Annotated in this window: 17 protein-coding genes and 1 pseudogene; 13 read left to right on the top strand and 5 right to left on the bottom strand. The window is 58.7% G+C overall.

Going from position 1 to position 23,659, the window contains the following annotated elements; translation table 11 throughout:
* Position 1: 1 nt before the first annotated feature.
* Positions 2-1,396: a sigma-54-dependent transcriptional regulator gene (locus ACM110_RS08595; RefSeq protein ID WP_416127426.1), complete on the bottom strand. Its 1,395-nt coding sequence runs from the start codon at positions 1,394-1,396 to the stop codon at positions 2-4.
* Positions 1,393-3,201: a sensor histidine kinase gene (locus tag ACM110_RS08590; RefSeq protein ID WP_416127425.1), complete on the bottom strand. Its 1,809-nt coding sequence runs from the start codon at positions 3,199-3,201 to the stop codon at positions 1,393-1,395. Before ACM110_RS08590 ends, ACM110_RS08595 begins: the two co-directional genes overlap by 4 nt.
* A 157-nt stretch (positions 3,202-3,358) precedes the next feature.
* Here ACM110_RS08590 and ACM110_RS08585 point away from each other — a divergent pair, with 157 nt between their 5' ends.
* The 4 genes from ACM110_RS08585 (at position 3,359) to ACM110_RS08570 (ending at position 8,984) form a co-directional block, all read left to right on the top strand.
* Positions 3,359-6,271, top strand: a complete 2,913-nt coding sequence (locus tag ACM110_RS08585) for an aminotransferase (protein ID WP_416127424.1) — start codon at positions 3,359-3,361, stop codon at positions 6,269-6,271.
* Positions 6,272-6,535: 264 nt separating this feature from the next.
* A complete protein-coding gene (gene aguB / locus ACM110_RS08580) occupies positions 6,536-7,414 on the top strand; it encodes an N-carbamoylputrescine amidase (RefSeq protein WP_416127423.1) in 879 nt (292 codons plus the stop codon).
* Between the two features lie 5 nt (positions 7,415-7,419).
* Positions 7,420-8,526: an agmatine deiminase gene (aguA, locus tag ACM110_RS08575; protein ID WP_338584194.1), complete on the top strand. Its 1,107-nt coding sequence runs from the start codon at positions 7,420-7,422 to the stop codon at positions 8,524-8,526.
* Between the two features lie 245 nt (positions 8,527-8,771).
* Positions 8,772-8,984, top strand: coding sequence for a hypothetical protein (locus ACM110_RS08570; protein WP_338584195.1), 213 nt, complete (start codon positions 8,772-8,774; stop codon positions 8,982-8,984).
* Between the two features lie 146 nt (positions 8,985-9,130).
* On the opposite strand, the gene ACM110_RS08565 is transcribed toward ACM110_RS08570, so the two are convergent.
* Positions 9,131-11,224 carry a TonB-dependent receptor gene (locus tag ACM110_RS08565; protein ID WP_416127422.1) on the bottom strand — a complete coding sequence of 698 codons (2,094 nt, stop codon included), beginning with the start codon at positions 11,222-11,224 and terminating at the stop codon, positions 9,131-9,133.
* A 475-nt stretch (positions 11,225-11,699) separates the two neighbouring features.
* Here ACM110_RS08565 and ACM110_RS08560 point away from each other — a divergent pair, with 475 nt between their 5' ends.
* From ACM110_RS08560 to ACM110_RS08520, 9 genes are all read left to right on the top strand, one after another.
* Positions 11,700-12,986 carry an OprD family porin gene (locus tag ACM110_RS08560; RefSeq protein WP_416127421.1) on the top strand — a complete coding sequence of 429 codons (1,287 nt, stop codon included), beginning with the start codon at positions 11,700-11,702 and terminating at the stop codon, positions 12,984-12,986.
* Between the two features lie 545 nt (positions 12,987-13,531).
* On the top strand, positions 13,532-14,539 hold the full coding sequence (locus ACM110_RS08555; RefSeq protein ID WP_338584198.1) for a 2-keto-3-deoxygluconate permease: 1,008 nt from the start codon (positions 13,532-13,534) through the stop codon (positions 14,537-14,539).
* The gene (locus ACM110_RS08550) at positions 14,536-15,816 is read left to right on the top strand and encodes a four-carbon acid sugar kinase family protein (protein ID WP_416127420.1); all 1,281 of its coding nucleotides are present in this window, start codon (positions 14,536-14,538) and stop codon (positions 15,814-15,816) included. The genes ACM110_RS08555 and ACM110_RS08550 overlap by 4 nt, the downstream gene beginning before the upstream one ends.
* A gap of 5 nt (positions 15,817-15,821) precedes the next feature.
* The gene (gene pdxA, locus ACM110_RS08545; protein WP_416127419.1) at positions 15,822-16,823 is read left to right on the top strand and encodes a 4-hydroxythreonine-4-phosphate dehydrogenase PdxA; all 1,002 of its coding nucleotides are present in this window, start codon (positions 15,822-15,824) and stop codon (positions 16,821-16,823) included.
* A 55-nt stretch (positions 16,824-16,878) separates the two neighbouring features.
* Positions 16,879-17,649: a DeoR/GlpR family DNA-binding transcription regulator gene (locus ACM110_RS08540; RefSeq protein WP_338584201.1), complete on the top strand. Its 771-nt coding sequence runs from the start codon at positions 16,879-16,881 to the stop codon at positions 17,647-17,649.
* A gap of 403 nt (positions 17,650-18,052) precedes the next feature.
* Positions 18,053-18,271 (top strand): tautomerase family protein, encoded by a 219-nt coding sequence (locus ACM110_RS08535; RefSeq protein WP_056852134.1) that lies wholly within the window; start codon positions 18,053-18,055, stop codon positions 18,269-18,271.
* Entirely contained in the window at positions 18,268-18,924 is a 657-nt protein-coding gene (locus tag ACM110_RS08530) for a DsbA family oxidoreductase (protein WP_338584204.1), read from the top strand. Before ACM110_RS08535 ends, ACM110_RS08530 begins: the two co-directional genes overlap by 4 nt.
* 45 nt (positions 18,925-18,969) lie before the next feature.
* Positions 18,970-19,680 (top strand): SDR family NAD(P)-dependent oxidoreductase, encoded by a 711-nt coding sequence (locus ACM110_RS08525; RefSeq protein ID WP_416127418.1) that lies wholly within the window; start codon positions 18,970-18,972, stop codon positions 19,678-19,680.
* A 318-nt stretch (positions 19,681-19,998) separates the two neighbouring features.
* Positions 19,999-20,796 (top strand): hypothetical protein, encoded by a 798-nt coding sequence (locus ACM110_RS08520; RefSeq protein WP_416127417.1) that lies wholly within the window; start codon positions 19,999-20,001, stop codon positions 20,794-20,796.
* Here ACM110_RS08520 and xerC read toward each other — a convergent pair.
* A pseudogene (gene xerC, locus ACM110_RS08515) lies at positions 20,786-21,927 on the bottom strand (site-specific integrase). The gene ACM110_RS08520 and the pseudogene xerC overlap by 11 nt on opposite strands.
* A 665-nt stretch (positions 21,928-22,592) precedes the next feature.
* Positions 22,593-23,507 carry a hypothetical protein gene (locus ACM110_RS08510; RefSeq protein WP_416127416.1) on the bottom strand — a complete coding sequence of 305 codons (915 nt, stop codon included), beginning with the start codon at positions 23,505-23,507 and terminating at the stop codon, positions 22,593-22,595.
* Positions 23,508-23,659: the final 152 nt, after the last annotated feature.

The following is a 23,659-nucleotide window of genomic DNA, read 5'->3' as shown; positions in this document are numbered from 1 at the left end:
CTCAATCGAGGTCGTCGCTGTGGCTGGCCGCGCCGCTGTCGGCGAAGCTCAATCCGTGCTTGCGCAGCTTGTCGTGCAAGGTCTTGCGCGGAATGCCGAGGGCTTCGGCGACGCTGCGTACCGAGCTGTGCGAACGCGCGAGTTCGGCGGCGATCAGGGTTTTCTCGAAGTTTTCCACTTGCTCGCTCAAACCGCCGCTGACCAATTCCACGACAGTGCCGGCAGCGTCTTGTGGCTCATTGTTGTCCAGCGCCAGTTCCAGGCCGAGGGCGAAACGTTCCGCGGCGTTTTGCAGTTCGCGCACGTTGCCCGGCCAAGTGTGGCGCAGCAGCAGCGCGCGTTGCCCCGGCTGCAATTCATGGGGCGGCAAGCCGTGGCGGGCGCTGGCCTCATCGGCAAAATGCTGGAACAGCACCAGCGCGTCTTCGCCACGTTCGCGCAGCGGAGGAATGCGCAGCGGCGCGACGTTCAGGCGGTAATACAAGTCGGCGCGGAAACGCCCCTGATCGGCGGACTGGCGCAGGTCTTCCTTGGTGGCGGCGATGATGCGGATGTCCAGCGGGATCAGTTGATTGCCGCCCAAGCGCTCGACCACACGCTCTTGCAGCAAACGCAGCAATTTCACCTGAACATCCAGGCTCATACTTTCGATTTCATCGAGGAACAACGTGCCGCCATTGGCGAATTCGAACTTGCCGATACGGCGCTTCTGCGCACCGGTGAAGGCGCCCGGCTCATGACCGAACAGCTCGCTCTCGACCACCGACTCGGCCAGCGCCCCGGCGTTGATCGCCACGAACGGGCCGTTACGCCGACTCGACAAATCATGCAGCGCGCGCGCGACGACTTCCTTGCCCGCACCGGTTTCGCCGAGGATCAACACATCGGCCTTGGTCGCCGCCAACGCGCCGATCTGCTCGCGCAGGCGCAGCATCGACGGCGATTGCCCGACCAGACGCGTGCTCAGCTCATTGCGATCGCTCAGGGCCAGACGCAGGCTGCGGTTATCCAGCACCAAACGGCGCAAGGCCAATGCGCGGCGCACGCTGTCGAGCAAGGCGTCGCTGGCGAAAGGTTTTTCGAGAAAGTCATAGGCCCCGGCGCGCATGGCTTGCACCGCCAGCGGCACGTCGCCATGGCCGGTGATCAGCAGCACCGGCAGCTCCGGGTCCTGGGCGTGGAGTTCAGTCAGCAGTTCGAGGCCGTCCATGCCCGGCATGCGGATGTCGCTGACGACTACGCCCGGCCAGTCACGTTCCAACTGGCCAGCCAAACCCTTGGCCTCGGCCAGCGGCAGAATTTTCAGGCCCGCCAGATCCAGCGTCTGGCTCAAGGCCTGACGCAGATGGGGATCGTCGTCGATCAGCACGACCTGAATGCGGTTGTCGATGGTCATGCACTTCGGTCCTCGGACGGTTGCAGGCTCACACCCGGCGCGCCTGCGCGTAGCTTCAGGGTAATCAAGGCGCCGCCTTCCTTGTGGTTGGCGAACGACAGTTCACCACCGAAGGCACGCATCAGGGTTTCGCAGATCGCCAGCCCCAAGCCAAGGCCTTGGGTGCGGGTCTTGGTGGTGTAGAAGGGCTCGCTGGCGCGACCAAGGGCTTCCATGCAGAAACCGGGGCCGTTGTCGCGAATGTACAGGTTGACGCCGTCGGCGGTGGATTGGGCACTCAGCCAGAGTTTGCGCGGCGGGCCTTTTTCCGTGAGGGCATCGAGGGCGTTGGCCAGCAGGTTGCCGAGCACCTGGCGCAGACGGGTTTCCCCGGCCTCGACCCACAAGGCCGCAGCGGGCAGATCGCGGATCAGTTCGACCTCCATGCTGCGCCGCCGCTTGGCCAGCAACGCCAGCGCATCGTCCAGCGCCGGTTGCAGGGCGACGCTTTCCGGCGCATGGCGATCGCGTCGGGCGAAGGCGCGCAGGTGCGCGATGATCGAGGCCATGCGTCCGGTCAGTTCGCTGATCAGTTTGAGGTTGCCACGGGCATCGTCGGTGCGTTGATGATCGAGCAGCACTTCGGCGTTTTCCGCGTAGCTGCGGATCGCGGCCAGCGGCTGATTGAGTTCGTGGCTGATGCTCGCGGACATTGTCCCCAACGCCGAGAGCTTGCCGGCCTGCACCAGATCATCCTGGGCGCGAACCAGTTCTTGCTGGGCCTGTTCGCGCTCCAGCACTTCCTGTTTCAGACGACGGTTGAGCCCTTCCAAATCGCTGGTGCGCTCGGCGACCCGGCCTTCCAGTTCGCGCCGGGCCTTGCCTTCGAAGGCGATCCGTTCCAGATAATGACGGCGGCGCTGCATCATCAGGCCGAGCAACAGCATCAACACCAACAGCATCGCGCCACCGATGGCGACCACCGTGCGCACCGGGCGGTCGATCAGCGTGCGCGGGGCGAGAATGCTGACGTTCCAGCCGGTTTCCGCGATCGCCTGGGTCTGGGTCAGCCAGGCATTGGAGTTAAGCTTCAACGGCTTCGGATCGCGGGTCGGATAAGGTTGAATCGCGCTGATGGCTTTGCGCTCGTCCTCGCTCAGCGGGCGTGTCGAGCGGAAGCGCCATTCCGGGCGTGAAGTGAGGATGACCACGCCGTTGTGATCGGTCAGCAACAGCTGTTCCGGGGTGTTGCCCCAGAGGCTTTCGGTGTGGTCGAGGTCGACTTTGACCACCAATACGCCGGTGATCTTCTCGCCGTCACGCACGGCAGCGGCGAAGAAATAACCGCGTTTGGCGGACGTGGTACCGAGTCCGAAAAAGCGCCCGAGCCGCCCGGCCATGGCTTCACTGAAATACGGCCGGAACGAGAAATTGCGCCCGACGAAACTGTCGTGTTTGTCCCAGTTGGACGCGGCCAGGGTCTTGCCCGTGGTGTCCATCAGGTACATGACCTCGGCGCCAGTCTGGGCGCTGATGTTTTTCAGCAGGCGGTTGGCGTTGCCTTGGGTCACGCTATCGTCCGGCGCACCGAGTACGGCGCGCAGGGCCGGCAAGTCGCCGAGGATCTGCGGCAGCACCTCGTAACGGTGCAGCGTCCCCAGCAGGTTGGCGACATAAAGATCGAGGGTCTGGCGGTTCTGCCCGGCCAGTTCGCTGCGGTAGTAACGCTCGGCCAGATGCTCCAGCGGCCACAGCAACGGCGCCAGGCACAGCGCGAGCAGGGCCAGGCTGCGCCAGCGGGGTCTGCGGGGGAGGGTCGGAGTCATATGCATCGAACGCCTGTGGGTATGGACGCATTATGCCTAGACGGTGACGTGCGAGCATCTTGCACGTCACCGCTGGGCGTGACGGACCGGCAAGGGGTTGCTTATCGCCCCGAGCGGTGGCGATATAGGCGCCTAATAAAATTCCAGAGGTTGTTGTATGCCGCTCGCCACGTTGATTCATCGCGCCAGTTTGCCCAGCCCGCAAGTGACTGCGGAGCAAGCGCTTGAGCTGTTGCAGGAGCATTACGGACTGAGCGGCAGATTGCAGGCACTCGGCAGCCAGCAGGACCTCAACTACCGCGTTGACAGCGATCAGGGGCGTTTCGTCCTGAAAATCTGCCGGGGCGATTATTCGGCGCTGGAGCTGCAAGCCCAGCATGCCGGGCTCAAGCATTTGGGCGAGCATCCCGAGGTGCACGTGCCGCGCGTGATCCCGGCGAACAACGGCGCCGACCTGCTGTCTCTGGATGTCTGCGGTCAGGCAGTGCATGTGCGCCTGTTGGACTACATCGAGGGCCAGTCGCTGACGCACCTCGATTATTTCAACCCCACGGTGGTGGCCGGTTTCGGTCGCCTGTGCGGGGAGATGGATCTGGCGCTGGCGGCATTTGATCATCCGGGTCTGGTGCGCACCCTGCAATGGGATGCGCGACATGCCCAGGCACTGATCGCGCATCTGTTGCCGGTCATCCAGGATGACGCGCAGCGCAAACTGATCGCCGACGCGGCCGAACTCGCTGAGCGCCGCTTGCAGCCCTTGATCGACAAGCTGCCAGTGCAAGCCATCCACATGGACATCACCGATGACAACGTGGTGTGGCAGCGCGATGCGCAACGACATTGGCAACTGCAAGGCGTGATCGATTTCGGCGATCTGGTGCGCACCTGGCGCATCACTGACCTGTCGGTGACGTGCGCGGCGTTGTTACATCACGGTGAAGGCGATCCGTTCTGCATCTTGCCGGCGGTGCAGGCGTATCACGCGGTCAATCCGCTGACCCATGAAGAGTTGCTGGCGTTGTGGCCGCTGATCGTCGCCCGCGCGGCGGTGCTGGTGCTCAGCGGCGAGCAACAGGTGAGCATCGATCCGGGCAACACCTACAGCCGCGACAACCTGACCCACGAATGGGAGATTTTCCGCGTCGCGACTTCGGTGCCGCTCGCGCTGATGGACGCGGCGATCCTGACCTCGGTCGGCCAGAACCTGCCGGGTATTGTCAGCGAAGGTTTTGCGCCGCTGCTGCCGAGCCTGGTCGGACGGGAGTTTGCCTTGATCGATCTGGGCGTCCTCAGCCCGCATTTCGAGGCAGGGAACTGGGAACAGGAAGGCGTCGATCAGCGTCTGCTCAATGAAGCCTCCGCTGCCCATGGCTTGGCGGCCAGTCGCTACGGACAATACAGGTTGTCCCGCACCCGGCCGGACAGCGCCATCGAACCGGACACTTGCCCGTTGCACGTTGAATTGCGCGTACCCGAAGGCACGGCAGTCGAGGCGCCGTTTGCCGGTGTCGTTCATCAACCGTTGCAGGGCGTGCTGCAACTGGATGGCCCGCAATTGAGCGTGCGGCTGTGGGGCCTGACGCCATCACTGCAAAACGGTGCGGCGTTGGTCAAAGGCCAGGTTTTGGGTTCGGTCAACGGGCCGTTGATCGTGCAGTTGTGCCGTGGTTCGGGGATCGATGCGCCGCTGTTCTGTACGCCGTCGCGCGCCGCAGCCTGGCAAGCATTGTGCCCGTCGCCCGCAGCCTTGCTGGGGCTGGCCTGCGATGCTGAGGCAGAGCTCGATTCGCAGACTTTGCTCGCCCGTCGCGACGCCAGTTTCGCCCGCACGCAAAAACACTATTACGTCGACCCGCCGCGCATCGAGCGCGGCTGGCGCAACCACCTGATCGACATGCAGGGCCGCTCCTACCTCGACATGCTCAACAACGTCGCGGTGCTGGGGCACGGGCATCCGCGCATGGCTGCGGTTACCAGTCGCCAGTGGTCGCTGCTCAACACCAACTCGCGGTTCAACTATGCAGCGGTCGCCGAGTTCTCCGAGCGCTTGTTGAAACTTGCGCCGGATTCGATGGACCGTGTGTTCCTGGTCAACAGCGGCAGCGAGGCCAACGATCTGGCGATCCGTCTGGCGTGGGCCTACAGCGGCGGACGCGACATGCTCAGCGTGCTGGAGGCGTATCACGGCTGGACGGTGGGCGCTGACGCGGTGTCGACCTCGATTGCCGACAACCCCAAGGCACTGAGCAGTCGCCCGGACTGGGTGCACCCGGTGACTGCGCCGAACACCTATCGCGGTGAATTCCGTGGCCCGGACAGCGCGCCGGACTACGTGCGCAGCGTCGAGCACAACCTGGCGAAAATCGCTGAACAGAAGCGTCAATTGGCCGGTTTCATCTGCGAGCCGGTGTATGGCAATGCCGGTGGCATCTCGCTGCCACCGGGTTACTTGAAGCAGGTCTATGCCATGGTCCGCGCTCAGGGCGGCGTGTGCATCGCCGACGAAGTGCAGGTCGGCTACGGGCGCATGGGTCATTTCTTCTGGGGCTTTGAAGAGCAGGGCGTAGTGCCGGACATCATCACCATGGCCAAAGGCATGGGCAACGGCCAGCCACTGGGCGCGGTGATCACTCGCCGGGAAATCGCCGAAGCGCTGGAGGCCGAAGGTTATTTCTTCTCGTCGGCCGGCGGCAGTCCGGTAAGTTGCCAGGTCGGCATGGCGGTGCTGGACGTGATGGAAGAAGAAAAACTCTGGGAGAACGCCCAGGTTGTTGGCGGGTATTTCAAGGAGCGCCTTGAAGCGCTGATCGATATTCATCCGTTAGTCGGCGCGGTGCATGGTTCGGGCTTCTATCTGGGTGTGGAGTTGATCCGTAACCGCGAGACCCTGGAACCGGCGACCGAGGAAACCACGGCGCTGTGCGATCGCTTGCGTGAACTGGGGATTTTCATGCAGCCGACCGGCGACTTCCTCAACGTGCTGAAGATCAAGCCGCCGATGGTGACGTCGCGTCAGAGCGTGGATTTCTTTGTCGACATGCTCTCGAAGGTACTCGCGGAAGGTCTGTAAACACAGAACCCCTGTAGGAGCGAGCCTGCTCGCGATCACGGTCGAACAGGCGCCATTGATGGCGACTGATACACCGCTATCGCGAGCAGGCTCGCTCCTACAGTTTCGGGGTGTTAATTCGATTGTTATCGGGTTTAAGTGCTTAAAATTAGACGGAAGGCAAAGTAATCGCTTTGAAAGCCGATTTTTATCGGCTATAAAGTCGCCATTGCCAGGGCATGGATAACCATGCCCGACCGTCAAGCACTTGCCCGGAGATGATCCATGAGCCGTATCGTTACCGTCGCCGCCACTCAGATGGCCTGTTCCTGGGACCTGGAAGGCAACATCGAAGTTGCTGAAAGACTGGTCCGTGAAGCCGCCGCCAAAGGCGCGCAGATCATCCTGATCCAGGAACTGTTCGAGGCGCCGTACTTCTGCCAGAAGCCGAACCCGGATTACCTGCAACTGGCCACGACGGTTGAAGACAACGTCGCCATCAAGCACTTCCAGAAAGTCGCCAAGGAACTGCAAGTGGTGCTGCCGATCAGCTTCTACGAGCTGGCGGGTCGTGCACGTTTCAACAGCATCGCGATCATTGATGCCGACGGCAGCAACCTCGGGATTTATCGTAAAAGCCATATCCCGGACGGCCCTGGCTACCACGAAAAGTACTACTTCAACCCGGGCGATACCGGCTTCAAAGTGTGGAACACCCGTTACGCGAAAATCGGCGTGGGCATCTGCTGGGACCAGTGGTTTCCTGAAGCTGCGCGCAGCATGGCGTTGCAAGGCGCGGAAATCCTGTTCTACCCGACCGCCATCGGCAGCGAGCCGCACGACAAGACCATTTCGTCCCGTGATCACTGGCAGCGTGTACAACAAGGCCATGCCGGCGCCAACCTGATGCCTCTGATCGCCAGCAACCGCATCGGCAACGAAGAGCAGGACGGCTACGACATTACCTTCTACGGTTCGTCGTTTATCGCCAACCAGTTCGGCGAGAAAATGCAGGAACTCAACGAGACTGAAGAAGGCGTATTGGTCCACAGCTTCGATCTCGACAAACTCGAACACACACGCAGCGCCTGGGGCTCCTTCCGCGACCGTCGTCCGAACCTGTATGGTGCTCTCAAAACCCTCGACGGATCCCTGGAGTCCTGACTGCCATGACCACTTTGAACAGCACCCCTCGCGCAGACGGCTTTTACATGCCAGCCGAGTGGGCACCGCAAACCCAGACGTGGATGATTTGGCCCGAGCGCCCGGACAACTGGCGCCTGGGTGGCAAACCGGCGCAAGCCGCGCACGTGGCGGTGGCCAAGGCCATCGCCCGTTTCGAACCGGTGACCGTGGCGGTTTCCGCCGGCCAGTACGAAAACGCCCGCGCTCGCCTGGACGTGCCGAATATCCGCGTTGTCGAGATGTCCAGCGACGACGCCTGGGTCCGCGATACCGGGCCGACGTTTGTCATCAATAACAACGGTGAAGTCCGTGGCGTGAACTGGGACTTCAACTCCTGGGGCGGTTTCGATGGTGGTCTGTATTCGCCGTGGAACCGTGATTCGCAGGTCGGTGGCAAGATCCTCGAAATTGAGCGCAGTTCGCGCTATCGCACCGAGGGCTTCGTGCTCGAAGGCGGCTCGATCCACGTCGACGGCGAAGGCACGCTGATCACCACTGAAGAATGCCTGCTCAATCGTAATCGCAATCCGCACCTGAACCGTGCAGAAATCGAAGCGGTGCTCAGCGCGAATCTGGCTGTGGATAAAATCATCTGGCTGCCGGACGGTTTGTTCAACGACGAAACCGACGGCCATGTGGATAACTTCTGCTGTTACGTGCGTCCGGGTGAAGTGCTGCTGGCCTGGACCGATGACCCGCAGGATCCGAACTACCCACGCTGCCAGGCGGCCATGAAAGTGCTGCAAAGCAGCACGGACGCCAAGGGGCGCCCGTTCACGGTGCACAAAATGCCGATTCCGGGGCCGCTGTATGCGACCGAGGAAGAATGCGCCGGTGTCGATCCGGTCGATGGCACTCAGGAACGCAACCCGTCGGTACGCCTGGCCGGGTCCTACGTGAACTTCCTGATCGTCAACGGCGGCATCATCGCCCCGAGCTTCGACGACCCGCTGGATGGTCCGGCAAAAGAGATTTTGCAGAACCTGTTCCCGCAGCACGAAGTGGTCATGGTGCCTGGCCGTGAACTGTTACTGGGGGGCGGCAACATCCACTGCCTTACCCAACAACAGCCGGCGCCGCACAAAGAATGAGTGCAGTTGTAACAGCTTGAGTTGATTGTGAAATCGATCAGGCAAACGTTTTCGCGCCTCGCCCTGCACCAAGCCCGCAGCCCTCAAGGACTGCGGGCTTTTTTGTATCCGCTCGTCGACAATCTGGACACATTGGCATAGCTCTTGTATCGCTCACGGTGCAAAACAGGGAGGGGGAGAACTTAGTTGTTCTGTCATAAACCTTGGATAAGTTAGCCGCTCACAAACCGGGAGAGAGCGCTGAAATGAACGCCGAAGTGAATGTAGTGAGCGAGCGGGCAATGCATCCCCTGGCGGTAAACAGCGAATCGCTCCAGATTCTGGCGCACTGGTTCAAGTCCAATGGAACGCGTCCGATCAGTGAAACTGATCCGCGCCGGACAATGATCGAGCGCTACCCCGCTGGATTATTCAGCGAAGCAGAACTGGAAGCGTTGTGGGATGTGATGGAAGGATAAGAAGAAAAACAACGGATTGATCAAAAAAAGCGCTGCCGGGAGGGCAGCGCTTTTTTTTAGCTTAAAAGATCGCAGCCTGCGACAGCTCAGGAGGAATGCATTCCAATGTAGGAGCTGCCGCAGGCTGCGATCTTTTGATCTTGTGTTTAGAAACTGTAAGTCCCGGTCACCACCACACTACGCGGCGCACCCGGTTGAATCTGCGCCGCACTGGTGGCCGACGAGTAATAGGTCTTGTCGCTGATGTTGTTCAGCGCCGCGCGCAAATCCCAATCCTTCTGCCGGAACCCAGCCAACGCGTCCCAGCGGCCATAACCCGGCAGCACGGTGGTGTTGAGGTTGTCGGCATAACGGTCACCGACCAGGGTCAGGCCGGTTTCGGCGTACCAGCCCATTTCCGGTTTCCAGGTCAGGAACAGGCTGCCGTTGTGCTTGGCCACGTTGCTGATGCGTTTGCCTTCGAAGCCGTTGTTGTCTTTCTCGACCGTTGCGTCCTGCACACCCACGCCGCCGCGTACGTACCAGTTGCCGGTGATCTTGCCGGCTGCGGTCAGCTCTATACCGCGAGATCGTTGCAGGCCGGTGAGCAAGGTAATGGTCGGGTTGTTCGGATCGCTGGTGCGGCGGTTGTAGAGTTCCAGTTCGTAGATCGCGAGCGTGGTGCTCAGGCGATCGTCGAGCCAATCGCTCTTCACGCCGATTTCCTTTTGCTTGGTCAGCTCGGGGCTCAGGTCGTTGGTGTTACCCGCCGCGCCCGGCGTGATGCCGATCAAACCGCCGCCGACCGGCGAGAACGTCTTCGACCAGGACGCGTAGAAAGAATGATTCTGCAGTGGCGTCCAGACCAGTCCTACACGTGGACTGGTGCTGTGGCTGTCACGGTCTTCGGAAATGTCCCGCAGCTTGTTGGTCGACTCGATGTCGAACGTGTCGTAACGCAAACCGCCGAGCAGTTGCCATTGATCGTTCAGCTGCAACTGATCCTGCACATACACCGCGCGGCTTTCGACTTCGGTGTGAGAACTGCTCGATACCTGCATGCGCCCGGTGTGGCGCAAGTCGCGGTTGGGGTTGTTCAAGTCCAGCGACGGCACCGGTGAACTGCCCGGCCCGGAAGTGGCGGCGGTGTACAAAGTTGGGTCGCGGCGCTGGCTGCCGATCTCGATGCCGGTCAGCAGACGATGTTCCAGGCCGAAGGTATCGAATCCGCCTTCCAGCTCGACGTTGTTGTAGACGTTGCGGGTGGTCAGGTCTTGCTGCCAGTGCTGGCGCGTGACCCGATTGGTCGCCGGGGTGTAGCCGGTGAGGTAGGTGTTGTCGAAGTCGCTGTTGAGCTTGAACACGCCCAGCGTCTGGCGCAGTTGCCAGTTGTCGCTGAGTTCGTAGGTGAGTTTCGAGCGCAGGGATTGCGACTTGTCGTCGATGAAATCGTGCTCGCTGCCGTATGTCGTGTCGCGCCCGACATCGGCCGGGCGGCCATTCACGCCCGGGACTCCGCGATCCGGCGTGCGGTTGTAGCGGCTGTATTCGTACTGCACCAGCCAGTTCAAATCGGGTGTCAGTTGCCAGCTCATCGAAGGCGCGAACAATTGGCGATTGCCACTCACGCCATCGCGGAAGCTGTTTTCGTCCATGTTGCCCATGTTCAGGCGCAGGCTGATGTTCTCGGACGGATCAGTGCTGAGGTCGGCGTAAAGACTGCGCAGGTCCTCGCTGCCGCCCTGGGCTTCGATGGTCGAGCGGCGGCCGAACTCCGGCAGTTTGCTCACTCGGTTGACGATCCCACCCTGGCTGCCACGGCCGTACAACACTGCCGCCGGGCCTTTGAGCACATCGATGCGTTCGATGTTGTGCAAGTCGCGCACGTACTGGCTGTCGTCGCGGATGCCGTCCAGATAGAAGTCATTGCTGGCGTCAAAGCCACGGATGCGCAGGCTGTCGAAACGGGTGTCGGCGCCACTGCTGACGTTGGGGATGCCGCTGAGTGCAGTGCCCAGATCGTTGGTGCCGTAGTCAACGACGTTCGAGGTTTTGATCGAATCAATGGCTTGCGGGACATAGCGTACCGGCGTGTTGGTGCGGGTCGCAGTGTTGGTTTCCTGCACGCGCGGGTCATCGGCTTCCGCTTCGGCGCTGATGGCGGTGGCAGGTAACGTTGTAGGTGCAGCGTAGGAAAAACCGGCAGACAACAAGGCAGAAAGCCCAAGACTGTAGGGCGTAAGACGAAAAGGGGCAGGCATTGAAAAGCGCATCCGTAGGATTTTTTTGGCTGTAGCGTTTAGGGTGCGAATGGTAATGCTTGCTATTTACTTCCGTTAATTATTCTTGAGAAGTTCCCTTGGTTGTTTGTTTCCAATTGTGTCGATGTTGTTACGCACAGCCTTTGCAGCGGAATGTTCCTCCCGAAAAACCGGGAATTGCTGCACTGAAATTGCCTGTCAAAACGCAGCCAAGTTTAATTTTCTGCCACGTAAAGCAATTTCTTAGACGATTTTCGCCTAAATACAGAAGATTCATGAAATTGACACATCCTTAGGCACGCCGCTACGATTCGGCCAACGCCTGTGGCAGACCGCCATGACCCTAAAACAATAAAAAGGCCCGCCGCGAGTACTCGTGTGCGGGCCTTTTTGTTTGCGGAATGAAAAAAGAGCGCGATAGTGCCGTTTCAGCCGTTCGACACAGCGCGTTTCAACCCGTAATAAGGAAAACAAAATGTTGAACAAGCGAATCAGCCTGATCGCTCTGGGGATTTTGAGCGCTACACAGGCCATGGCTAACGACCAGGCCGAATCCAAGGGATTTGTTGAAGACAGCAGCCTCAAAGTGCTGCTGCGCAACGCCTACATGAACCGTGATTACAAAGACGGCAACGAAGACAAAGCCGAGTGGGGCCAAGCGGCCATCGGTACTTTCTCTTCCGGCTTCACCCAAGGCACCATCGGTGTCGGTGTGGATGCTTTCGGTCTGTACGCACTGCGTCTGGACGGCGGCAAAGGCAAAAGCGGCGCCGGCGGTATCGACTTCTTTAAACAAGGCGACAGCGGCAACGCAGCAGACGACCTGTCCAAGGGCGGCGCGGCGGTCAAATTCCGTCTGTCCAGCACCACACTGACCTACGGCGACCAAATGCCGGCATTGCCGGTATTGAGCTACGACAACGTGCGTCTGCTGCCGGAAAGCTACACCGGTACTTTGATCACCTCCAAGGAGATCAAGGGCCTGGAGCTGAACGCCGGTCGCTTCACCGCCGAATCGCGTAAAAGCGCTGAAGGCCGTGACAGTGGTGGCTTGAAGTCGATCAACGTATTGGGCGGTAGCTACCAGTTCACCGAACAGTTCAAGGCTTCCCTGTACGCCTCCGACGTCGAAGACGTGCTGAAGAAGCAATACGTGAACGCCAACTACGTGTTCCCCCTCGCCAAGGATCAGTCCCTGACCCTGGACTTCAACGGCTACCGTACCAAGCTGGACGACTCCTACGTCAGCGATGTCGGCGCTACCGGCGACGACAACAAGATCTGGAGCCTGGCAGCCATCTACGCCACCGGGCCGCACTCGTTCACCCTCGGCTACCAGCGCAGCACCGGCGACAGCAACCTGGGCTACGCCTACGGCGGCTACCAGAAAGATCAAAACCGCGTGGGTGACGGTGGCAACACCATCTACCTGGCCAACTCCTACTGGTCCGACTTCAACGCCGAAGACGAGCGCAGCTGGCAACTGGGCTACGGCCTGGACTTCAGCACCTTCGGTGTTCCGGGCCTGAGCTACAACTTCGCCTACGTACGCGGTGACAACATCACCACTTCCACCAGCGAAGGTGGCACCGAGCGCGAAATCTTCAACCAGTTCAAATACGTCGTGCAAAGCGGCCCGGCCAAAGACCTGAGCGTGAAACTGCGCAGCTCGATCCTGCGCGTGTCGCAGAAGTCGAGCGAGTACAACGTCAGCGGCAACGAAGTGCGTGTGTTCGTGGATTACCCGATCAATATTTTCTGATGATTGGTTGAGTTTCCCCGCTCGATTGAAACCCCGACTGGTTCGGGGTTTTTTTCGCCTGTAAGAAAACTCAGCAGGAGTTTTTGAAAGGCAATGCCCTGCAAGATTGTCGGAAGCCTCTGAGGAAAGAAGAAGACCTGCCTGATTTCTCGTGCCGGCACAAACAAAAAAAGCAGCCTGATTAAGGCTGCTTTTCCGCAGAACGTGCTTGATATTGTGCTCCCTCAAGCGGGGGAGAAGAGGTCTCACCCGAGCGTTGATTTTCAGGTCATCAACGGGGTTCCTAACGCCGACTGTCGCCACCTGAAGGCAGTCGGTTTCGCGCTCTTGCGCTGATTCTCTGGCATCGATAGCGCTTGTGTCAACCCGAACGGCAACCACGAGCGGGCCTCTCGATTGATCGAAATGATCATATAGAATGATTGATTTGCGCAATTCAAGGCAATGCCCTAAGATTATTTTGACTGAATCAATCACTGTGTGATCGGTTCAGTCACTTTCGAGGTGAAACACGTCTTACCAAACAATTATAAAAGGAGACCCTCGTGGCCCAGATTCCAATCAAGCGCACCATTGAACGCATCCCCGGCGGCATGATGATCGTGCCTCTGCTCATCGGTTCACTGGTGGCGACATTCCTGCCGGACACCCCCAAATTTTTCGGTTCCTTCACCAACGCGTTGTTCACCGGTGCACTGCCCATTCTGGCGGTGTTCTATGTGTGCATGGGCGCGAGCATCAACATCAAGTCCACGCCTTACCTGCTGAAAAAGGGCGGCACGCTGCTGGCGACCAAAGTCGGTATCGCCGTGCTGATCGGCATTGTGCTCGGGCATTTCCTGGGCGAACAGCCGATTTCCTCGGGGCTCTTCGCCGGCATTTCCACGCTGGCGGTAGTCGCTGCAATGAACGACACCAACGGCGGCCTCTACATGGCGTTGATGGGGCAGTACGGCCGCTCCGAAGATGTCGGCGCCTATTCGGTGATGTCGCTGGAGTCCGGGCCTTTCCTGACCATGGTGACGCTGGGCATCGCCGGCTTGTCCGCGTTCCCATGGCCGACGCTGGTGGGCAGCATTCTGCCGCTGGCGCTCGGCATGCTGTTGGGTAATCTCGACCGGGACATGCGCGATTTTCTGGCCAAAGCCGTGCCGGTGATGATCCCGTTCTTTGCCTTGGCCCTTGGCGCCAGCCTGGATCTGCATAACGTCTGGCAGGCCGGTCTGCTTGGCCTCGGTCTCGGTGTAGCGGTTGTTGTGTTGACGGGTATCCCGCTGTTTTTCGCTGACCGTGCAACCGGTGGCACAGGCGTAGCCGGTGTAGCCGCAGCGACGACTGCCGGCAATGCCGCCGCCGTACCCGCGTTGATCGCAGCGGCGAACCCGGTGTACGCCGAAGCCGCCAAGAGTGCGACGTTGCTGGTGGCCGCTTGTGTAGTCGTCACCGCCATTCTCGCGCCGTTGCTCACCGCCGCCGTTGCCAAACGCGTCCAGCAACGCCAACCCGCCGCCGTCCCGAAGCGCGAACCCCAGGAGCAGGAGGCGTTGCGATGAGCATGTTGATCATCGCTGACGATCTGTCCGGCGCGGCGGATTGCGCCATCGGCTTTGCCAGTGCCGGTTTGCAGACCGTGGTGACGCTCGACGCCTCGAATGATCAGCCCGACGCGCAGGTGATCGCCGCCGATACCGACACGCGGCGCCTGTCACCCGAGCAGGCCGCCGAGCGTACCGTCGCTGCGTTCAAGGCCCTGCGCAAACCCGGGCAGCGCTTGTACAAGAAAATCGATTCGACCTTACGCGGCAACTGGGCGGCCGAAGTTGCCGCCCTGCAACCGCTGGCAGGCCTGGCCATCGTCGCTCCGGCGTTCCCGGCCACCGGGCGCACGCTGCGCGGCGGTCGGGTGTTCGTCAACGGCCAGCCGCTGGAAACCACCGACACCTGGAAACTGGAAAACGCCGACCGCCCGGCAGATGTTGAAGCGATGCTCATCGCCGCCGGCCTGAGCACCGCGAAACTGGACCTCGACACCTTGCGTGGCAACCCCGATGCACTGGTCCATCATTTCGCCGAACTGGCCCGCAGCACGACGCAGGCACTGATCGTCGATGCGCAAACCGAAGACGATCTGCTGACCTTGGCGCGGCTGACCGCCAGCCTGGAGCAGCCGCTGTTCTGGATCGGTTCGGGTGGCCTGGCGCGGGAAATCGCCCGGCTGCCAGACTTCTTCGACACGCCTGACCCGCGTGCCGAAACCGCCGTCAGCGAAAGCAATCAGGCGCCGATCCTGGTGCTGGTCGGCAGCCTCTCCGGTGTCTGCGAGCGGCAGTGCAGCGTGCTGAAAGAGAGCGGCGGATTGAGCGAATTGATCGTACCGCCAGCGGTCCTGCGCCAAGGCATCAGCCATCCGGATTGGGCGACCTGGCAGGCGCGCATCGGCGAGCAGCTCGACGGCTGGAGTGACCTGTTGCTGCGCATCGGTCGCGACGACGCGTTCGATCCGCAGGAAGGCGCGCACCTCTCGACCCAGTTGGCTGTGCTGGTCGAGCCGCACTTCGCCAAGATCGGTGGTCTGATCGCCACGGGCGGCGAGACGGCGCGGGCGATCTTGACCACGGTCGGCATCGACAGCCTGCAACTGCTGGCGGAAGTCGAAGCCGGAGTGGCCTATGGTCGACCCACCGCCTCCCGCCATGGCTATCGCCCGGCAATCATTACCAAGGCAGGCGCGTTCGGCACCGACCGCGCCCTGTATGCGGCATGGCAGCACCTGAGCGAAATCAATGATCGCTCCCAGCCTCAACGCACACGAACCCAAGGACTCGAATGAACACTATGAGCAATTACCTCCCCATTATCGGCATCACCATGGGCGACGCTTCGGGTGTCGGTCCGGAAATCATCGTCAAAAGCCTGACCCACGACATCGTCTATCAACAATGCCGGCCGTTGGTGATCGGCGATGCGCGACGCCTGGAACAGGCCAACGTGATCGTCGGTGGCAGCGCCAAAGTGCGCCGAATTGAGGACGCGTCACAGGCGCGCTACGAGGCGGGCATCATCGATTGCATCGACCTCGACCTGATCCCCGACGACTTGCCATTCGGCGAGCTGTCGCCGATTGCCGGTGACGCCGCGTATCAATACATCGCCCGCGCCGTGGAGCTGGCCGAAGCCAAGCAAATCGATGCGATCTGCACCGCGCCACTGAACAAGGAAGCGCTGCACGCCGGCGGCCACAAGTACCCCGGCCACACTGAAATGCTCGCGCACCTGACCCACGTCGACGAAGTCTCGATGATGCTGGTGGCGCCGCAGCTGCGGGTGATCCACGTCACGACCCACATCGGCATCATCGACGCGATCCGCAAGATCGAGCCGGGCTTGGTGCAACGCACCATCGAACGCGGCAACGCAACGTTGATCAAGGCAGGCATTGCCCGGCCACGCATCGGCGTGTGCGGCATCAACCCGCATGCCGGCGAAAACGGCTTGTTCGGTTATGGCGAAGAGGAAGAAAAAATCATCCCGGCGGTGAAGCTGCTGCAGGAGCGCGGCCTCGACGTGACCGGCCCGTTGCCGGCCGACACGCTGTTCTTCCGTGCCGGTCGCGGCGATTTCGACTTGGTGGTAGCGATGTATCACGACCAGGGCCACGGCCCGGTCAAAGTGCTCGGGCTCGAAGCCGGTGTAAACGTGACTGTCGGCCTGGAAGTGATTCGTACCTCGGTCGACCACGGCACCGCTTTCGATATCGCCGGCAAGGGCATCGCCGATGAACGCAGCCTGCTCGAAGCACTGCGCCAGGGCGCGGAGCTGGCCACTCGACGGGGATGAGCTGCGGCGGCGCTGTCGTGTAAGATCGGCAACCGTCCAAACAACGAGACCCGCCATGAAAGTGTCCGAACGTCACCGCGCCATCCTCGAACTCGTGCGCATCGGCGATGCCAACGTCGAGCAATTGAGCGCGGCGCTCGGCGTCTCGGAAGCGACCGTGCGACGCGACCTGACCATGCTCGCCAAACAGCGGCACCTGGTGCGCACCTACGGCGGCGCCACCGCCGTGGTCGGCGTGCACGAACCGGAAGCCTCGCTGGAAGAACGCAAAACCAGCCAGTGGGAACAGAAAGACGCCATCGCCCTGGCGGCCGCTGCCCACGTGCAGGACGGCGATACCGTGCTGCTCGACGGCGGCACCACCTGCGCCGCACTGGCCCATCACCTTTGCTCACGCCAGGACGTGCACGTGGTCACCAACAACCTGCTCGCCGTGATGACCCTGGCCAACGCACCCGGCGTACGTCTGACCTTGATTGGCGGCGACTTGCGCGGATCGAGCATGAGCACGTTGGGACCCTTGGCAGAACTGACCCTCAGCCGCTTGAGCGTCGACAAAGCCTTCCTCGGCGCGGACGGCGTGGTCGCGGAATTCGGCTTGTGCGAAGCGAGTGCGCAGCAGGCGTATCTCAAGGAATGCATCATCAAACGGGCCGCGCAGATCGTCGTCCTCGCCGACACCGACAAACTTGGTCGGGCCAGGCAGCAGCATTGGACGCCGATTGAGCGCGAGTGGCGGTTGATAACCTGTGCGGCGGCGGATGAGGCGATGCTTGCGCCGTTTTATGCGCTCAAGCAGATCACTGTGGAAACGGTGATCGTGTAGACCTTATTCAGGACGAGACAAACATCAAAATGGAAATTGAGCAGATACAGTTTCAGCAGGATCTTTTGGATTCTGTTCGGGAAATGAACGCACATCGCGTAGTTCATGTCGTCAGGATAGTGCCATCGAACAAATTGGATCGCATTGATCCTGATGTGTCGTCATCAGCGACATATCAGAAAAACGTGTCGCTGAAACTGGAAAATGGCGACACGTAAGCAATCGGATTACGCCCGGTCGGACTGAATCTTACAGTCTTACCCTACTAGAGATGTTTCCTACTCATTACACCACGTAACGAATGTAGTTCCCGCCCCCACCTTTATCCCCTCCAGCTAACTCCATACATTGAACTCCAACGCCTCTCCCATCATCCCGACGGGAAGGTCACTGGAGTTTCCTCATGCCTTTCGTAAGCGTGCGCATCACCCGCGATGGCGTTACCACTGAGCAGAAAGCTCAGGTGATTGCCGAGATCACTGAAACACTGGAGCGCGTGCTCAACAAACGCCCTGACCTGACCCACATCGTGATCGAGGAAGTCGACACCGATAACTGGGGCTACGCCGGGATCACCACCACCCAATACCGCAAGCAACTGGCGGAAGAGGGGCAGTCATGACGGCGTCGGTGACCATCGATTTCGTCTCCGACGTGGTGTGCCCTTGGTGCGCACTGGGAGCGGCGGCGCTGGAACGGGCGATCGAGAACGTGGCGGGCGAGATTTCGGTTGAGCTGACCTACAAGCCTTTTGAGCTGAACCCGAGCATGCCGGCCGAAGGCGAGAAAGCCGTCGAGCACTTGATGCGCAAATACGGACGTACCGCCCAGGACGTCGCCAATGGCAAAGCAATGCAGATCGAACGTGGCAATGCCATCGGCTTCAAGTTCGACCTGGAGAAGCGCACCCACTTCTACAACACCTTCGACGCTCACCGTTTGTTGCTTTGGGCATTGGAGGAGGGGCGTCAGGTGGCGCTGAAGAAGATCCTGCTTCGCGCTTACTTCAGCGAAGGCCAGAACCCGAGTGATCAGCAGACGCTGGTGCGGCTGGCAGGAGAAGCCGGGTTGGACGAAGCCCGTGCTCGCGAGGTGTTGGCGTCGGGCGCGTTTGCCGACGAAGTGCGTGAGCTGGAGGAGTTTTACCGGCAGCACGGCATCAATTCGGTCCCGGCCATGGTGCTGAACGGCCGTCACCTGGTGTCCGGTTCGCAATCGATCGAGTACTACGAACAGATGTTGCGACAAATGGCCCAGGCCCCCGCCGAAGCCTGATTCACAAATTTTCTACCCCACTCTTTATTGTCTGAGGATTTCATCATGAGCAATTCGAAAAAAGTCGTTGTCATCACTGGCGCATCCCAAGGTCTCGGCGATGGCATGGTCAAGGCCTTCCGTGAACTCGGTTACCAGATCGTCGCCACTTCGCGTTCGATCAAACCTTCCACCGATCCGGACATCCTCACCGTGGCCGGCGACATCGGCGAACCGGAAACCGCCCAGCGCGTGATCCGTGAAGCAATCGTCCGTTTCGGCCGCATCGACACCCTGGTCAACAACGCCGGCATCTTCATCGCCAAACCGTTCACCGCGTACACCGCTGAAGACTACGCCAACGTGTTGTCGGTGAACCTCAACGGCTTCTTCTACATCACCCAACTCGCTATCAACGAGATGGAGAAAAACGGCAGCGGCCACATCGTCAACATCACCACCAGCCTGGTGGACCATGCGATCGACGGCGTGCCTTCGGTACTGGCTTCGCTGACCAAAGGTGGCCTGAACGCAGCAACCCGCTCCCTGGCTATCGAGTACGCCAAGCGCGGCATCCGTGTAAACGCGGTGAGCCCAGGCATCATCAAAACCCCGATGCACGGCGAAGAAACCCACGCCGCACTGGGCGCTCTGCACCCGGTCGGGCACATGGGCGAGATTGAAGACATTGCACAAGCGGTCGTGTACCTGGACAACGCCAAGTTCGTCACTGGCGAAATCCTGCACGTCGATGGCGGGCAGAGCGCGGGTCACTAAGACCTGGGATTTTTTAAACGGCAGAAACAACAAAGCCCTCGTATTGCTACGAGGGCTTTGTTTTGTATGGTGCCGGCACCAGGAATCGAACCCGGGACCTACTGATTACAAGGAAGCTGCTCACCGTAGATAAATCAGAGACTTAGGCTCATTCTTGGTACGTGAACGACGCTCTACATTTCTGGTTTTTCTTGGGGGACGCGCCCATTGGTACGTGGTGTAGAGGAGGACCATCCTGTTTCTCGGCCAGTCAGCTTCCTCGCAGTTCTCCATTCGGGCACGATAGGACTTCGTGGGGACAAGTAGAGGGTCGGGGGAATGCTTCTAGCGAAAAGCTGTCAGCAGAAATTCAATATCAATAACGGCACTATTAAACTTGGGACGCTGTATGAATATCGGAGTATCGAAAATGAAGAATTGCTCGATGCCAATGAGGGGATGCTCACGTTTCGATTGCTGTTTGATGGCGTCGTTGAAGTTCCAATTCAATGGTTCGTTACGATCGGTGGTGGAACCATTGGATTAGGTGACTACCGGCCAACTATATTTCCTGGGCGACACAGTGCCCACATAGAAAAAGTTAACATAGAGAGAAGGACTGAAACGACAGTTGTACTTCGCGATTCTTCCGCAGTCTATTCGCGAGAGTCTCTTAACAGCTTTATTTTTTGCATGTCACGTGTACGGAAGACTGGAGACTGTAAAGGCATTTTTTCTGGATGCGATGACTACTGGTACCTTCGAGAGTCACAAGCACAAGAGTTTGGCGTAAAGCTGGGAGGCCTTCTCCTTCAGCATATCTACAGTGAGCATGCTCTGGGTAGATTCGTTTTGTCCGAAAATACAGACCTTGAAGCCCTAGAGATCCGTTTGGAGCACAGGAAAGTTGAGTACGTAGCTAGGGAAGTACATTTATATGATGGTAGTCCGTTACCTTTGAATGAATTTATGTTGAAAATGGCGAATATGGCATTTACGAAACCTGACTCGTATAGGGCCGAGTTGGAATATAGATTTAATTTTATAGCTGTGTGTAATGGGCACATTGTCGAGCCTTTGGTTAAATCTGTTTTTCTAGACTCGACGCCGCTCCTTGATTTAGTGTTCAGCCTGTAGATGGGGGAACGATGGGTAAGCTGTAGTCGTAAACATCCATCATTGAAGAGTCACGGTGCCCACTTGCTTCTTGTTTTTCCGCCCTCGTTCCAGGGGTGTCAGTGATACCCCGGCGCTTGAGATCGTGCAATCCAAAGCGCTGTTCTTGGGTAATTGAGCCGTCCTCGACCGCCTTGGTGATGAAGCGCTGCCACGCAGTGTCCAGACTCGACTTCTGCAGCGCCCCTCCATGTGCCGCCACAATAATAAAACGGCGCTCTTTCGCGACCGGAATGGGGTAGGCCTGTCTCGTCCAGACCAATCGGCGGTAGGCTTTTGCCCCGTCCCAAGCGGCGCGTAGTCGCGGAGTCCATCGCACAATGTTGTCGCGGCTGCCTTTCCGGCGATTGGTTTGCACGCCTTCTTCCAGTTCGTTTGCATCGGTCAGGGTAACATCCTCGATTCCACGGAGCCTGCACAGGTAAGCCAATTCCATCACGAATCCGAGATACTCGGGACATGATCCTGATTGCCCGCGCTTGAGTTGGCCACGCTCGTGCGCCCTGGCAATAAGCTGACGCATAACCTTCGGGCTCGGCAGACGTCGTTGTTTCCGCTCGGTCGGAGCCTCAATGCCCAGGGCAACGTTGGTATCCAGAAAACCGCGGTTGCGACCCCATTGCATCACTCGCCGCAGATAACGTAGCGCATGGGCAGCTTTCGAAGGAGTGCCCTCGTCGGCAATCCGATCGATCAGACGTTGAACGAGTGCAGGGGTGAATTTACGCACGGAGAGCTCCCCAAGTGGCTTCTTCAATTTCGTTGGGACGGTCAACAGCACGCCGCGGCAATATTCGTAATCATCTCGGTCTTCTTGGCAAGCTGCTTGAACTTCAAGCTGTCGTGGAATTCTTTGCACAAATGGCCGAGGCTCTCACGATCGACACCGTTCCGCTCTTCCATGATCCGGTGCAGCTCAGCGAGCGTTGCAGTGGGGCCAGCGATATTGACGCGCTTGCGGTTTCCGCCTTCGTCTCGGAAGGAGGTGTACCAAACGCCGCTCCAACGGTGGTCGAAAAAAACGGCCGCCGGAATGGCGGCCTGATCGATCTGCACCGGTATGTGTGGGTTGTGTTTACGGGACCGCCTCATAGGATCTCGCTGTCGTACTTTTCTGATACCGGCGAATGTCCGCCAGGCTGATTGACCATGTCTATGGTGGTCCAAGGGCCACAACGGCCCCAGAACCAGCGGATGGCCTGCTGGGACTCGCTCTGTCATTCAGTGGGACCGAAAAGCCTGCGAAACCCTGCAGGAGCGGCCTGTTTTTTAGCGCATGGCTGAGTGCTGTCAGCAGGCGATTTTGAGAGGTGGCTCGGGAAAAGGGTTAGTTTTTATAAATGGGGAGGGAGATTCTCTACAGGCCCCATGTTTACTGGGCTTGAGAGCTAACTTTGATGGGTAAGTTATGGTTAGGTTTTAGGTTGGTAAATTCTAAGGTGCTGATTTATAAGGAATTTATTTTATGGTTTTTTAACATCTATAAAGGTTAGTAAATAACCCTGTGCTAACCAAAACCTAACTTGGAGCAGTAGCCGCAAAGCCGTATAGAGCAAGGCTTACAAGGCGATCAGAAAAAAACTAACCGTCCTAACCTCTTTCCCGTGGGTCAACATGAATAGCCGAAAGCACCTACGGGAGCGCCCGGAAGAGGTCCTGCCATCTGTGTGCATGCAAACATGGCCCCAATTGAGCAGAGCCATGTGCGCACCACTGGAGGCCAGAGAATCTCCGAGCAGTTGAAGCGATCCTTCGTATCAGCTCTGGAATCTGCGGTGTAGGGACTTATCACTGGATGGCTTATTTAATACATTCCGCCTAACGAAGTACGCCACCATCGCTGAGATGACGGTGGTCGCCATCAAAATAATAAAGCTAACGGCTTTATGTATCTCTAACGCCTCTGTTAAATACACTACCGTCAATTGCAGAGAGGCGATAGCAATCAAGTAATGTACAAGCGATGAAGAAACAAAGAAAACTTTCCCTATCCAGTTGTGCGCGCGCTTAGCGCTTGTTATGGATAGTAGTGATCCGATAAGCATTAGGTGAGTAATAATGAAATTTACCCACCCTGGAATATTGCTAACCGGATTTTTAGCAGACTTTCCAATGTCTGAATTGGATGCAAGGGTAATATCAAACCCAGTGCGTTTCTCTTGTTTAATCTGATTGATTTTGGGGAGGCCTACCACCCGGCTGGTCACGTCTGAGACCTCTAGTGGAACGCGAGAAAAAATCTCGATTACGAAGCTGTCGCCAGGATTAAGCAGCAGTGGCGCAGCAGCTAAACCTTCCTTTACTCTGGTCAAAACTACATCAAGGTTTGCCGGGAAAGCGAATATGGATTGGAAAGAGATTATCGATTCTTTTTCAGAGATGTGAATTAGAATTGGACTATCGAAATCTTCACGTTTAATTGGCAGTTTCCCAGTGTTAGTAATAGCAAGCGTTAAAAACGAACCAGTGCTAACATCAATACCCTGATAAGAGATGGTAATCCCAGGCCAAGATTTTTCTGACGCGTCGAGATTTGTAATTTGGCGCTTGAGTAGCACCTCATAACTCAACTCCTTTTTGTCAGAAAAGTATGCACTCCAGTACGGGCTGATTAGGTATAACAAAATCGGTAGCACGATGGTAGCGAGGAAGCCAATTACCTTGCCATTCATGAACTCACTCCTTTGATCTCGACCAGCAAAAAGCAATATTGGAATTTTTTGAGATTGCCGCTGAAACGCACGACGCGACTCGAGAAGAAGAGTGAGTTGCCCAGAGCGTGGAGAACTTGCGAAGGAGGACTCTTCCAAGAAATGAGCCAAGA

This window comes from Pseudomonas sp. NFX98 (assembly GCF_047784845.1).
In the GTDB taxonomy this organism is placed as follows: Bacteria; Pseudomonadota; Gammaproteobacteria; order Pseudomonadales; family Pseudomonadaceae; genus Aquipseudomonas.
This window is presented reverse-complemented; position numbering and strand designations above follow the sequence as displayed.

Coding starts and splice junctions, on each gene's coding strand:
- ACM110_RS08595 (WP_416127426.1), bottom strand. CDS start 1,396: ATGACCATCGACAACCGCATTCAGGTCGTGCTGATCGACGACGATCCC.
- ACM110_RS08590 (WP_416127425.1), bottom strand. CDS start 3,201: ATGACTCCGACCCTCCCCCGCAGACCCCGCTGGCGCAGCCTGGCCCTG.
- ACM110_RS08585 (WP_416127424.1), top strand. CDS start 3,359: ATGCCGCTCGCCACGTTGATTCATCGCGCCAGTTTGCCCAGCCCGCAA.
- aguB (WP_416127423.1), top strand. CDS start 6,536: ATGAGCCGTATCGTTACCGTCGCCGCCACTCAGATGGCCTGTTCCTGG.
- aguA (WP_338584194.1), top strand. CDS start 7,420: ATGACCACTTTGAACAGCACCCCTCGCGCAGACGGCTTTTACATGCCA.
- ACM110_RS08570 (WP_338584195.1), top strand. CDS start 8,772: ATGAACGCCGAAGTGAATGTAGTGAGCGAGCGGGCAATGCATCCCCTG.
- ACM110_RS08565 (WP_416127422.1), bottom strand. CDS start 11,224: ATGCCTGCCCCTTTTCGTCTTACGCCCTACAGTCTTGGGCTTTCTGCC.
- ACM110_RS08560 (WP_416127421.1), top strand. CDS start 11,700: ATGTTGAACAAGCGAATCAGCCTGATCGCTCTGGGGATTTTGAGCGCT.
- ACM110_RS08550 (WP_416127420.1), top strand. CDS start 14,536: ATGAGCATGTTGATCATCGCTGACGATCTGTCCGGCGCGGCGGATTGC.
- pdxA (WP_416127419.1), top strand. CDS start 15,822: ATGAGCAATTACCTCCCCATTATCGGCATCACCATGGGCGACGCTTCG.
- ACM110_RS08540 (WP_338584201.1), top strand. CDS start 16,879: ATGAAAGTGTCCGAACGTCACCGCGCCATCCTCGAACTCGTGCGCATC.
- ACM110_RS08535 (WP_056852134.1), top strand. CDS start 18,053: ATGCCTTTCGTAAGCGTGCGCATCACCCGCGATGGCGTTACCACTGAG.
- ACM110_RS08530 (WP_338584204.1), top strand. CDS start 18,268: ATGACGGCGTCGGTGACCATCGATTTCGTCTCCGACGTGGTGTGCCCT.
- ACM110_RS08525 (WP_416127418.1), top strand. CDS start 18,970: ATGAGCAATTCGAAAAAAGTCGTTGTCATCACTGGCGCATCCCAAGGT.
- ACM110_RS08520 (WP_416127417.1), top strand. CDS start 19,999: ATGCTTCTAGCGAAAAGCTGTCAGCAGAAATTCAATATCAATAACGGC.
- ACM110_RS08510 (WP_416127416.1), bottom strand. CDS start 23,507: ATGAATGGCAAGGTAATTGGCTTCCTCGCTACCATCGTGCTACCGATT.